This window comes from Arthrobacter liuii (assembly GCF_014639275.1).
In the GTDB taxonomy this organism is placed as follows: Bacteria; Actinomycetota; Actinomycetes; order Actinomycetales; family Micrococcaceae; genus Arthrobacter; species Arthrobacter liuii.
Genome location: NZ_BMFW01000030.1, coordinates 1 through 11918 on the forward strand (window position 1 = coordinate 1; position 11918 = coordinate 11918).

An 11918-nucleotide genomic window follows, 5' to 3' on the forward strand; every position below is an offset into this window, starting at 1 on the left:
GGGACGGACGAACCTCTGGTGTGTCAGTTGTACTGCCAAGTGCACCGCTGATTAGCTACGTTCGGATGGGATAACCGCTGAAAGCATCTAAGCGGGAAGCTCGCTTCGAGATGAGATTTCCATACACATTTATGTGTGAGAGGCCCCCAGCCAGACCACTGGGTTGATAGGCCGGATGTGGAAGCGAGGACTAACGACTCGTGAAGCTGACCGGTACTAATAGGCCAACAACTTACACCACACAAGAAACATACTTGCTTGCGTCCACTATGTGGTTCCCAACCAACAACCCACAGGGTTGCCCTGGCAGGAACCATAACTGAATAACAACACCACAATGTTGTAACCACACAGATTTCCCCACCACAAGCCCACGCGCTTGAGGGTGCGGGTCAAGGGTTACNCCATTAAGAAGGGCCCTGACAAGGAATGTCAGGGCCCTTCTGCTTTAACAAACAGCGGCTGAGCCCTTCTGAATGCCCCGTTCCGCCGGCCCCGGGTCCCGCGGGTAGAGTAATCCCTCATGAGCAGCATCTTCAGCCACGCCCAGGATCCTTTCGAAGACAAGGAACGGCAGGCTGCTGATCCTTTGGATCCGGTGGCGTACACCGTGGTGGTTCCAGGCCCGGTGGCCCGGGCTTTCGCCGGGTTCACCGACCACGCCCACCTGTGGTGGCCCCTGGAGCAGAACGGCGTTTACGGGGCCGCCTCATACGTGGAGTTTGAAGAGAACCTCATCCTGGAGACAGCAGACGATGGCCGCACCAGCATCTGGGGAACCCTTGACGACTGGCAGCCGCCCCTGTCCTTCCACGCCACCTGGCACCCCGGGACCACGGCACTGTGGTCCACCGAACTGCGGGTGGCATTCCGCGCGGTCGAAACGGGAACGGAAGTCCGCGTCTTCCACGAAGGATGGGAAGGCGCCGAGGACCCCGTTGCTGCCCGACGGGAGTATGCGGACGCCTGGCCGCTGATCCTGGAGAGGTTCGCGCGTTTCATGGGCGCCGAAGACTCAACGGACGGCGCGCCGCCAAGGCTGTCCTAGGCCCGCCGTCCCGCCACGTCCGGTGGTACAGCTGTGCTGTTTCGGATCACGAATTCCGTTGGATACTCCTGGTCCTGTACTGCCTCCGCCGCCGGACCGCCGTCGGAATCCTTCCCGACGCTTTTAAGCAACCCCAAAGCAGTAGCAGCCGCCAGCCTTCCCTGTCCCCGCGGGTCCTGGCTGACGGTGGTCAGCCCAAAAGTCTCTGCGAGTTCATGCCCGTCGATTCCCACCACGGAGAGGTCCTGCGGGACCTGCAGGCCGAAGTCGCGTGCCGCAAGCATGATGCCCACGGCCATCTCATCGGATGCTGCAAAGACTGCGGTGGGACGCCCGGCAGGTGTTCCCAGCAGCCGGCGGCCGGCTGCGTAAGCGCCCTGGATGGTGAAGTCGGCAGTGGCGGTCCACTCCTTCCGTACGGGGAGCCCTGCTGCTGCCATGGCCGCCATGTAACCCTTTTGGCGAAGCTGGGGAAGTTTGAAGTCGCGGTTCAGCTCTGATGACCCGGTGACATGCGCAATTCGGGTATGCCCCAGTCCGATCAGGTGGCCGGTGGCCAGCATGGCCACGCCCTGGTCGTCGATCCTGACGGTGGATGCTCCGGGCAAGGCCCCTCCGATGCCCACGATGGGGCGGTGCACCGCCAGCAGTTGGCGGATCTCGTCCTCGCTAAGCACCAGTGCCACGGCGATAACGGCGTCCAGGCGTTTCCGGAGCAGGAAGTCATTCAGGATGCTGCTGCGGCGCTCCGCCTGTTGGCCCACGTTGTACAGCGTCAGGTCGTAGCCTGCGTCCAGCAGGGTTTCCGAAACGCCTTCCAGGACGCAGGAGAAGTACCAGCGCTGCACATTGGGAACCACCAGCCCAATGTTGTGGTTGCGCCCGGACGCGAGGCTGGACGCGTGGTAAGAGGGGACGAACCCGAGTTCCCTGGCTGCTTCCTGTGCAAGGCGGCGGCTCGTGGATGAGACGTTGGACTTGCCGCTCAGTGCCCGCGAGACGGTGGCCACGGACAGGCCGGCCCGGCTGGCAACCTCTTTGATGCCCGCCATTGTCAGTGGATGGCTGCGGTGTCCGGCCCAAGGTCTATCCACGCAGTCTCGCCGGAGGCAAGGTCGTGGCCGCTGCTTGCCGGAAGGCTGCGGATAAGGACGTCGCCTGCAGGCATCTCCAGCGGCTCGTGGTTCAGGTTCATAAGCACCAGCGTAGTGCCGTTCAGGTAGCCCAGGGAGGAACCGGTGCACCAGTCCTCGGCCCAGGACAAGGATCCCCTGCCCAGGTTTAGTTCCCGGCGGCAGGCCAGGGCGTTACGGTACAAGGACAGGTGCGACGACGGCGACCCCGACTGCAGGTCCCGCGCCAATTCGCCGAAAGAGGCGGGAATGGGCAGCCAGGGATCATTCCCTGAACCAAAGCCGAGGTGCGGTTCCCCGCCCCGCCAGGGCAAAGGCACCCGGCAGCCGTCACGGCCAAGCCGCTGCCCACCGGTACGGGCGAAGGTGGGGTCCTGGCGCAGGTGGCCGGGGATGTCGATGCCATCATGCAATCCCAGCTCTTCGCCCTGGTAGAGGTAGGCGGCGCCGGGAAGGCCCAGCATGAACAGGGAAGCGGCAGCTGCGCGGTGCCGGCCAAGGTTGTGGTCCGGCTGCGGATCTGCGGAGCCGATGCCGTCCCCGTCCCGCGGGCCCTGCCCGTTGTAGCCGAACCGGCTGGCGTGGCGGACCACGTCATGGTTGGACAACACCCACGTGCTCGGGGCGCCCACCCCGTCCAGGACTGTCAGCGAATCTGTGATGACCGAGCGCAGCCGGTACACGTCCAGGCCGGCGTGGAGATATGGGAAGTTGAACGCCTGGTGCATCTCGTCGGGCCGGACCCAGTGCGCCAGCCGGTGGAGGTCCACGCTGGCCTCGGCACAGAGGATCCGGTCGGGTCCATACCCGTCCAGGATTCCCCGCCAGTTCCGGTAGATGTCGTGGACGCCCGGTTGGCCGAACATGGGTGCCTCATGGCCGGGGTACCCCTCGCTGTTGCCGCCGTCAGCGCGGCCGCCCCACGCAGGCAGCCCTTGGGCCTTGACCAGCGCATGGGCCACGTCCACCCGGAAGCCTGAGACGCCGCGGTCCAACCAGAAACGAAGCACACGCTCGAACTCTGCATGGACCGCAGGGTTGTCCCAATTGAAGTCCGGCTGGGACGAATCAAAGAGGTGCAGGTACCACTGGCCCGGCTGGCCGTCAGCCCCTTCCACCCGGGTCCAGGCAGGTCCGCCGAAGTGGGACTGCCAGTTGTTCGGCGGTTCCTGTCCGTCGGGGCCGGTTCCATCACGGAAGATGAACACGTCCCGCTCCGGGCTTCCGGCTGGTGCAGCGAGGGCTGCCTGGAATGCGGGATGCTGATCCGAACAGTGGTTGGGCACCAGGTCCACGATTACCCGCAGGCCCAAGCGGTGCGATTCAGCCATCATGACGTCGAAGTCGCGGAGCGTGCCGAAGATCGGATCAACGTCGCAATAGTCGCTGACGTCGTACCCGGCGTCACGCTGGGGTGACCGGAAAAAGGGGGAGAGCCAGACGGCGTCGACGCCCAACTCCGCCAACTGCGGCAGTTCCTCGGTGATGCCCGCCAGGTCTCCCACGCCGTCGCCGTTCAAGTCACGGAACGACCGGGGATACACCTGGTAGATCACTGCTGAGCGCCACCAGCCCGGAGCGGAGTCAGCGGCGTGAATGAGCGTCAGGGGGCCAGCGAGGACCGCGGTGTCCTGGGTCACAGTTTCAACAGACATGGAAGCCAGCCTACTGGCGGAGGGCGATTAAATGAAAACGCTTCCATGTTTATTTCTCTGCATCGTCGTCTACTGGGCTAGTCAACGAGGTCAGTTATATGGAAGCGATTGCAGCATGGGAAATCCAGAAGTTCCTTCCAGTGTGCCCCCTAGACTGGGGAAATATGTCCGACGACGGGTGGAGGCTTTGTGGGAAGCATCGTTGACGAGCTGGAAGCCATCCTGGCGCCAGGTCAGCTGGATACCGGCGAGGTCTCCCTCCGCCGCTACGCCGTGGACCAGGCGCCGGTCATCGACTTCCAGCTTCCCCTGGCAGTAGTGTTCGCCGAATCAGTAGCGGACGTGCAGGCCGTGGTGAAGACCTGCGCGGACACGGGAGTGGCGGTCGTCCCCCGGGGAGCGGGCACGGGTGTGTCCGGCGGTGCTCATGCCACGAGGAACTGCATCATCCTCTCGCTGGAGCGGATGGACCGGATCCTGGACCTGGATCCGGACGACGAAACAGCAGTGGTGGAGCCAGGGGTGGTCAACGCCGTCCTCAACGCAGCCGCCGCAGAGCATGGCCTCATGTACGCTCCGGACCCTGCCAGTTTCCGGAGCTCCACCATTGGCGGCAACGTAGCCACCAACGCCGGCGGCCTGCGGTGCGCCAAGTACGGGGTCACCCGGGACTCCGTCCTGGCGCTGGACGTGGTCCTTGCGGACGGCTCCCTGATCCACACCGGCCACCAGACCTTCAAAGGCGTGGCGGGCTACGACCTCACGGGCCTCTTCGTGGGGTCCGAAGGGACGCTGGGCATCGTCGTCGGAATCACCGTGCGGCTGAAGTACCTGCCCCGGGAAGTGCACACCGTGGCCGCGTTCTACCCGGACTTCAGGCTCGCTGCTGCGGGTGTCCTGGCCGTAGGCAGGGCGCGTGTCCAGCCGGCCATCATGGAGCTGCTCGACGGCGGCACCCTGGCCCAGCTCGATGACATCCACGGGTCCGACCTCACCGCACGCGGGAAATCACTGCTGCTGGTCCAGACGGACGGGTTTGGAGCTGCCGCGGAAGCGGAGGTGGTGCGGCAGGTCCTCCAGGCAGGCGGGGCCGCGGTGACCACCGAGGCGAGCGCCGAGGCGGAGCGGCTGGTGGAACTCCGGCGGCACAGCAGGGGAGTGGAGGTTGACGACGAATACCGGGTAGGTGAAGACGTGGCGGTTCCACGGTCCCGCCTGGTGGACTACGTTGAAGCGCTCGAAGCCATGGCGGCCGCGCAGCAGGTGCACCTCAAGGTGGTGGCGCACGCCGGCGACGGCAACCTGCACCCCATATTCTGGATCGACCGGCAGGGAGCAAGCGTGGAAGCGGGCGCCATGCAGCGCCTGCAGGTAGCGCTGGACGAATCCATCACGGCGGCCCTGGCCATGGGCGGCACCATCACCGGGGAACACGGCGTGGGACAGTACAAGCTCCGCTGGCTGGGCCAGGAGCAGCCGGTGCCCGTCCGGGAGCTGCAGCGCAGGATCAAGGACCTGTTCGATCCCGCGGGAATCCTGAATCCCGGAAAGGCTATTTAGGGCTCAATCGTCCGAGTCCGGATATTCGTCCACGGATTCATCGGCTCCGTAGCGGGACTCCTCGTTTTCCACCTCGAGGATCTTCAGCAGTTCGGTGTCCGGGTTGAGCATGATCGCGGCCTCGTCCCGCCGGTGCCGGAGGATCGAGTCGATGTAGGACTGGACGGCCTCTGCCAACGGTATGTGGCGTTCCTGTTTCTCGGACATGTACCACCGGTGCTCCAGGACCTCGTGGACCACCTCCGCGTGCTCGAGCTTGCCGGAGAGGTCCCGCGGGATGGCACGCACAATCGGTTCGAAGATCTGGCTGACCCAGAGGTGGGCGCTGTATTCCTCGTCCATCTCAGGGTTGTTGTCCGCCCGGAAGGAGTCCATGTCGTTGAGGAGGCGGCGGGCCTGGTTCTCCTGGGCGTCCAGGCCGGTAAGCCGCAGCAGCCGGCGCTGGTGGTGCCCCGCGTCCACCACCTTGGGCTGCAGTAGGATGGTGGAGCCGTTCTGCGTGGTCTTGATGGCGTATTCCTCGACGTCGAAGCCGAGTTCGTTCAGGCGCCGGATGCGGGCGCCAACGCGCCAGCGCTCGCCCAGTTCGAAGGATTCCTTCTCCGTCAGTTCGGCCCACAGCCGCCGGTAGCTGTCCATGATCAGCTCACTGGTGGCTACCGGGTCCACCTTCTCCTCGATGAGCCCGCCGTCCAGCAGGTCCATCAGCTCGCCGGCGATGTTCACCCGGGCGATTTCCAGGTCGTATTCGCGCTGCCCCGTGGACAGGTCCGGGTAGAGCTCACCCGTTTCGGCGTCCACCAGGTAGGCGGCGAAGGCACCGGCGTCGCGGCGGAACAGGGTGTTGGACAGGGAGACGTCGCCCCAGTAGAAGCCGATCAGGTGCAGCCGCACCAGCAGCAGCGCCTGGGCGTCGATGAGGCGGGTGAGCGTGTCCTTGCGCAGCATCTGGGAAAAGAGTGCGCGGTAGGGCATGGAAAACTTCAAGTGCCGCGTAACCAGGACCGGGTTGAGCGGGCGTCCGTCGGGGGTGGTCCGTCCGGTGATGACCGCAACCGGCTCCACGCAGGGAACGTCCAGCCTGGCGAGTTTGCGCAGCATGTGGTACTCATGGCGCGCCACGTGCTCGGAGGTTTCCTTGATGGCGATCACGGAACCGCCCAGGTGCGCGAAGCGCACGATGTGGCGGGAGATACCGCGGGGGAGTGCGGCCAGGTTCGCTGCCGGCCAGTCCTCCAGGGCAATATGCCATGGCAGGTCCAGCAGTTCGGGGTCCGCGGCCGCAGCGGTGATGTTCAGTGACGAGGCTACCGAGGCCGCCTTGTTGTCGTCGGCACTGGCCGCCACGAACCGCGGCAGTTTCCCGACCTGCGCGTAGTCGGTGGGTTCGTCGTGCCACTTGGCGCTGTATTCCTCGGTCATGGGTCAATTCTTCCGTACTGGGGGCAGGGCAGCTAAATCTTGCGGAGGCATGGTTAAAGGCCGACGGCGGCCCCCACCGTTGTGGAACGGTGCGGGCCGCCGTCGGTTTGCGTGGGTGGAGCCACGCCGGCAGGCAGATCAGTCGCCGAGGCGCAGGCCGGTCTTGGTGTCGAAGAGGTGCACGTGGCCCGACTGCGGACGGACGTAGATGACCTCGCCCTTCATTGGGGGACGGCGGCCGTCGACGCGGGCCACGATGTCGTGGTCCTTGCCGTCAAGCGTGGTGTGGCCGTAGACGTAAGCGTCGGCGCCGAGTTCTTCGACGACGTCCACCTCCACCTTCAGGCCTTCACCGTGCGGAGCGGTCTCCAGGTCTTCGGGACGGGAGCCCAGGGTGACGGTGGAGCCGTGTGCCTCTTCGAGGACATCGCGGGGCACGGGGTAGACGGTGCCGCCGAACTGGACGCCGCCGTCGACGACGGGAAGTTCCAGCAGGTTCATGGCCGGGGAGCCGATGAAGCCGGCAACGAAGACGTTCTTGGGACGGTCGTAGAGGTTGCGCGGGGTGTCCACCTGCTGCAGGAGGCCGTCCTTTAGCACGGCGACACGGTCGCCCATGGTCATGGCCTCAACCTGGTCGTGCGTCACGTACACAGTGGTGACACCGAGGCGGCGGGTCAGGGATGCGATCTGGGTGCGGGTCTGCACACGGAGCTTGGCGTCCAGGTTGGACAGCGGCTCATCCATGAGGAAGACCTGCGGGTTACGGACAATTGCGCGGCCCATGGCAACACGCTGGCGCTGGCCGCCGGAGAGTGCCTTCGGCTTGCGGTCCAGGTACTGCTCGAGGTCGAGGAGCTTGGCGGCTTCACGGACGCGCTCGGCGCGCTCTTCCTTGGAGACGCCGGCGATCTTCAGGGCGAAGCCCATGTTGTCGGCCACAGTCATGTGCGGGTACAGGGCGTAGTTCTGGAAAACCATCGCGATGTCGCGGTCCTTCGGCGGAACATCGGTGACGTCGCGGTCACCGATCAGGATCCGGCCGGCGTTGACGTCCTCGAGGCCCGCAAGCATGCGTAGGGAGGTGGACTTGCCGCAACCGGAGGGTCCCACGAGGACCAGGAATTCGCCATCGGCGATGTCGATGTTGAGCTTATCGACGGCGGGCTTATCTGTGCCCGGGTACAGACGCGTAGCGTTATCAAAAGTAACTGTAGCCACAGTTATCAATCCCTTCACCGGCAGGTACGTGCCGGACGATCCGTTGTGAATGGTTCATGTTTATTCAGTTTTGTTCCTGCAAAGTGCTCCGCGCCTTGGCGCGGAGCACTGGGTGACGCCGCACGCTGGTTGTGCGCCACATCACACAAAGAGTATGCCAGAGGTTGTGTTTTTTAGCGCAAATGTTACGAACGTCACATGTGCGGCTCGACACGTCCTACTGCGATGCTGCCTGCGGATCTCCTTCGGCGACGGCGGCACTGCGCGCCTGCAGCAGTGCCTCGAGCAGCTCGGCGATATGGACGGGTGCCTCCACCCGGTACTGGGCCTGGGTGAAATCGAGGCCGACCTTGACGCCCACATCGCCCGGTTCGAGCCGGCCAAAAGCGTCCTCGTCCGTTACGTCGTCGCCGGCGAACAGCACGCCGGTGGCCCCGGTGGCCTGCCGCAGGAAGGTGACGCCTTCTCCCTTGGAAGCATTGACCACCGAGGTCTCCAGGACGCGCTTGCCCTCTTTCAGGAAGACGCCCTTGCGGTCCTGGAGTACCGACCGGGCTGCCGACACTGCGTCTTCTGCCACGGCATCCTCGGCCAGGCGCGTATGCAGGACGACGCCGGCGGGCTTGTCCTCCAGCGAGGTGCCAGGAGCCTCGGCGACAATGCCTGCCAGCTCTGCCCGCACCTCTTCAAGGAGCGCTTTCTGGTCCTCGTCCAGGGCGAGTTCGGTGGAGCCTGGGCCCAGCCACGCTTCGGCGCCGTGGCTGCCAATCAGCAGGGTGTCCGCCGGCGGGGAACCGACCTCCCGCAGGCTGGCGAGGGCACGGCCGGAGATGAGTGCCGTCGTCGTGCGCGGAAGCGCGGCGAGGCCAGCGAACGCCACGGCCGAGCGCGGCAGCGGCCGCGCATCCTGGGCGCGTCCCACGATGGGTGCAATGGTGCCGTCGAAGTCCATGGCAACCAGCAGGTGTTCCGTCCCGGCGATCCGATGCAGCGCTTCCCGGAGTTCGGGGGTGAGTGCCAGCGCTGCCTTGGTGTGGCCGTCAGGAGTCATCGCGGACCACCTTCTCGTTCAGTGCGTTCAGGAAGTCGGCGGACCAGTGGTCCACGTCGTGTTCGAGGATCTGCTTCCGCATGGCCCGCATCCTGCGGCTGGACTCCCGCGGCTGCATCTCCACGGCACGCATGATGGCGCTCTTCAGGCCGTCGATGTCGTGCGGGTTCATCAGCAGTGCCTGCTTGAGCTGGTCGGCTGCGCCGGCGAACTCGCTGAGGACCAGCGCGCCGTCGTTGTTGGTGCGCGCCGTGACGTATTCCTTGGCGACCAGGTTCATGCCGTCCCGAAGGGCCGTGACCAGCATGACGTCGGCGGCAAGGTACAACGCCACCATCTCCTCCACGGGGTAGCTGTGGTGCAGGTAGCGGACGGCGGTGTTCTCTATGGTGTCGTAGGTGCCGTTGATGTGGCCCACCGTGCCCTCCACCTCCTCGCGCAGGAGCCGGTACTGTTCCACGCGCTCGCGGCTGGGGCTGGCCACCTGGATGAGCGTGGCGTCTCCAACGGAGAGCTTGCCGTCTGCCAGGAGCTCCTCGAAGGCTTTAAGCCGGTGCCTGATGCCCTTGGTGTAATCCAGCCGGTCCACGCCGAGCAGGATGGTCTTCGGGTTTCCCAGGTCCTGGCGGATCTGGCGGGCACGCTCGATGATCTCCGGTTTTGCGGCGAGCTCGCTGATATGCCGGACATCGATGGAGATGGGGAAGGCCTGTGCCCGGGCAATGTGGGTGACCTGCCCGTCCTGACCCTTTACATGGACCTGCTGCTGCTTAACGCTGGCACCGAGGAAACGGCGCGCGGAACGCATGAAGTTTCCGGCATCGCTGGGCCGCTGGAAACCCACCAGGTCCGCGCCGAGGAGTCCGTCGATGATGGCCTGGCGCCACGGCAGCTGGGCAAAGATCTCCGGCGGAGGAAACGGGATGTGGTTGAAGAACCCGATGCGCAGGTCCGGCCGGGCCTCGCGGAGCATCCGGGGAACCAGCTGCAGCTGGTAGTCCTGCACCCACACTGTGGCACCCTGGTCCGCATGCTGTACGACGGCCTCGGCGAACCTGCGGTTGACCTTTCGGTAGGCGTCCCACCATGCGCGGTGGAATTCCGGCGGGGCGATGACATCGTGGTACAGCGGCCAGAGGGTGGCGTTGGAGAAACCCTCGTAATACAGCTCAACGTCGTCAGTGCTGAGCTGGACCGGGACGAGGTCCATTCCGCCGTGGCTGAATGGCTTCACGGTCTCATCCGGTGCCCCGTGCCAGCCCACCCAGGCGCCGTCCGTCTTGGTCATCATGGGGGCGAGCGCTGTCACCAGGCCGCCGGGGGACCTGCGCCAGCCGGAGTCGTCGTCACCACCGTCGCCCGGCGCCACCCGGTCAACCGGCAGCCTGTTGGACACCACCATGAAGTCGTACTTGGTATGGCCGGCGTGGCCGGAACTGCCGGCCGTTGCCGTGCCGGCGGGTTTTTCCTGGACGGGTGTTTGCATTGCGCCCCCTGGGGTTGCTTGTGCCTCTAAGCCACCCTAGCCGGACGGAATCATCGGGGCTATTCGTCCGTTGGTCAAGCCGAGGGAATGGTTGAACCCGCAAGCTCTCAGCTTTTTCCCCTAAAATGTTGTGGTGCCACCAAGTGGTCCCCCTACGTCGTCCGACCCAAGGAACTCATGAGCCCCGCAAACGAAGTACGGAAGTCCAAGGCTGAGCGAACCGCGGAGGCGCGGGAAAAGGCGCGCCTGATCCGGGAAGCACAGGTAAAGAAGGACAAGCGCAACAAGCTGCTGATCGGCTGGGGCATCGTGGCGGCAGTCGTGGCCATTCTGGTGGTGGTGGCGCTGGTGGTCACCAACAGCATGAAGCAGAACGCCCCGGTCGCGGAGCAGGGGCCCACCCCGGCAAACGCCAACGTGCATGGCGGCGTGACGCTGCTGGCCAACACCGACGTGGCGAAGGCGGAGCCGGCCACTGTTGACGCCGCCTCCCTGGGGGATGCTCCGAAGACTCCGCCCGCGGAGGTTGTGGCTCCTGGTGCCGGGGCGGAGGCCGGCAAACCGGTCAAGGTGGTCCTTTACATCGACTTCATCTGCCCCGTCTGCAAGAACTTCGAGGCCCAGTACAACGACCAGCTCACCTCGCTGCGCAACGAAGGCAAGATCACCGTTGAGTACCGCGCCCTTGGGTTCCTGGACAGCCGGTCCACGACCAACTACTCATCGCGCGCCGCCAGTGCCGCAGCCTGTGTGGTCAACGAATCCCCGGAAAAGTACTCCGACTTCGTCAACGCACTGTTCGCCAAGCAGCCGGCCGAGGGCAGTGCGGGCCTTTCCGATAACGACCTGAAGAAGATGGCTTCGGACATGGGCGTCGACATCGGCTCCTGCGTGGATGACAAGACCTACCGCCCGTTCGTGAAGTTCACCACGAAAGAAGCGGCGGCAATTGGGGTCACCGGTACGCCTTCCGTGTTCGTGGACGGCAAGCAGTGGGGCAAGGGGGACAGCGCCCAGACGCCGTTCCCGGACTTCCTGCAGGCAGCCATCGCCGCCAAGGGCTAACCCGGCCAGCAGCCCGGGCAAGGGCCCGTTCCGGAAAGTATCCGGGGCGGGCCCTTTGCCGCGTGTACGGGCGGCGCCGGGGCGTTTTTACCCCCGGCGGGAGTTGGGCTAACCTTATCTAGCGCCTTCCGGGCGCACGCCTCCTTAGCTCAGTTGGCCAGAGCACCGCTCTTGTAAAGCGGGGGTCGTCGGTTCGAATCCGACAGGGGGCTCTTGATCGGCGTTGACCTGCGGTTTTAGTCCGGGTCGGTGGCCCAAAGTGGGCTCATTCCGACTT

General features: G+C 65.1%; 9 protein-coding genes, 1 tRNA gene and 1 rRNA gene. 5 read left to right on the forward strand and 6 right to left on the reverse strand.

Features of this window, described 5'->3' with window-relative positions; all coding sequences use genetic code 11:
* Positions 1-241, forward strand: a 23S ribosomal RNA gene (locus IEW19_RS19255); the annotation flags it as partial.
* 282 nt (positions 242-523) lie between these two features.
* Positions 524-1048 carry an SRPBCC family protein gene (locus IEW19_RS19260; RefSeq protein WP_188573195.1) on the forward strand — a complete coding sequence of 175 codons (525 nt, stop codon included), beginning with the start codon at positions 524-526 and terminating at the stop codon, positions 1046-1048.
* Here IEW19_RS19260 and IEW19_RS19265 read toward each other — a convergent pair.
* Positions 1045-2100 carry a LacI family DNA-binding transcriptional regulator gene (locus tag IEW19_RS19265; protein ID WP_188573196.1) on the reverse strand — a complete coding sequence of 352 codons (1056 nt, stop codon included), beginning with the start codon at positions 2098-2100 and terminating at the stop codon, positions 1045-1047. The two genes, IEW19_RS19260 and IEW19_RS19265, sit on opposite strands and share 4 nt — an antisense overlap.
* Positions 2101-2102: 2 nt before the next feature.
* A complete protein-coding gene (locus IEW19_RS19270) occupies positions 2103-3836 on the reverse strand; it encodes a glycoside hydrolase family 13 protein (protein WP_188573197.1) in 1734 nt (577 codons plus the stop codon).
* A gap of 189 nt (positions 3837-4025) precedes the next feature.
* Between IEW19_RS19270 and IEW19_RS19275 the strand changes: the two genes are divergently transcribed.
* Positions 4026-5396 carry an FAD-binding oxidoreductase gene (locus IEW19_RS19275; RefSeq protein WP_188573198.1) on the forward strand — a complete coding sequence of 457 codons (1371 nt, stop codon included), beginning with the start codon at positions 4026-4028 and terminating at the stop codon, positions 5394-5396.
* Positions 5397-5399: 3 nt separating this feature from the next.
* Here IEW19_RS19275 and IEW19_RS19280 read toward each other — a convergent pair whose 3' ends face one another.
* From IEW19_RS19280 to otsA, 4 genes are all read right to left on the reverse strand, one after another.
* A complete protein-coding gene (locus IEW19_RS19280) occupies positions 5400-6818 on the reverse strand; it encodes a DUF4032 domain-containing protein (protein ID WP_188573199.1) in 1419 nt (472 codons plus the stop codon).
* Between the two features lie 138 nt (positions 6819-6956).
* Positions 6957-8039 carry an ABC transporter ATP-binding protein gene (locus IEW19_RS19285; RefSeq protein ID WP_018772048.1) on the reverse strand — a complete coding sequence of 361 codons (1083 nt, stop codon included), beginning with the start codon at positions 8037-8039 and terminating at the stop codon, positions 6957-6959.
* Between the two features lie 217 nt (positions 8040-8256).
* Positions 8257-9090, reverse strand: a complete 834-nt coding sequence (gene otsB / locus IEW19_RS19290) for a trehalose-phosphatase (RefSeq protein WP_188573200.1) — start codon at positions 9088-9090, stop codon at positions 8257-8259.
* A complete protein-coding gene (otsA, locus tag IEW19_RS19295; RefSeq protein ID WP_188573201.1) occupies positions 9080-10576 on the reverse strand; it encodes an alpha,alpha-trehalose-phosphate synthase (UDP-forming) in 1497 nt (498 codons plus the stop codon). Before otsA ends, otsB begins: the two co-directional genes overlap by 11 nt.
* Positions 10577-10753: 177 nt before the next feature.
* Between otsA and IEW19_RS19300 the strand changes: the two genes are divergently transcribed.
* Together IEW19_RS19300 and IEW19_RS19305 are read left to right on the forward strand one after the other, a co-directional pair.
* The gene (locus IEW19_RS19300) at positions 10754-11641 is read left to right on the forward strand and encodes a DsbA family protein (RefSeq protein ID WP_188573202.1); all 888 of its coding nucleotides are present in this window, start codon (positions 10754-10756) and stop codon (positions 11639-11641) included.
* Between the two features lie 138 nt (positions 11642-11779).
* A tRNA-Thr gene (locus IEW19_RS19305) sits at positions 11780-11853 on the forward strand.
* Positions 11854-11918: the final 65 nt, after the last annotated feature.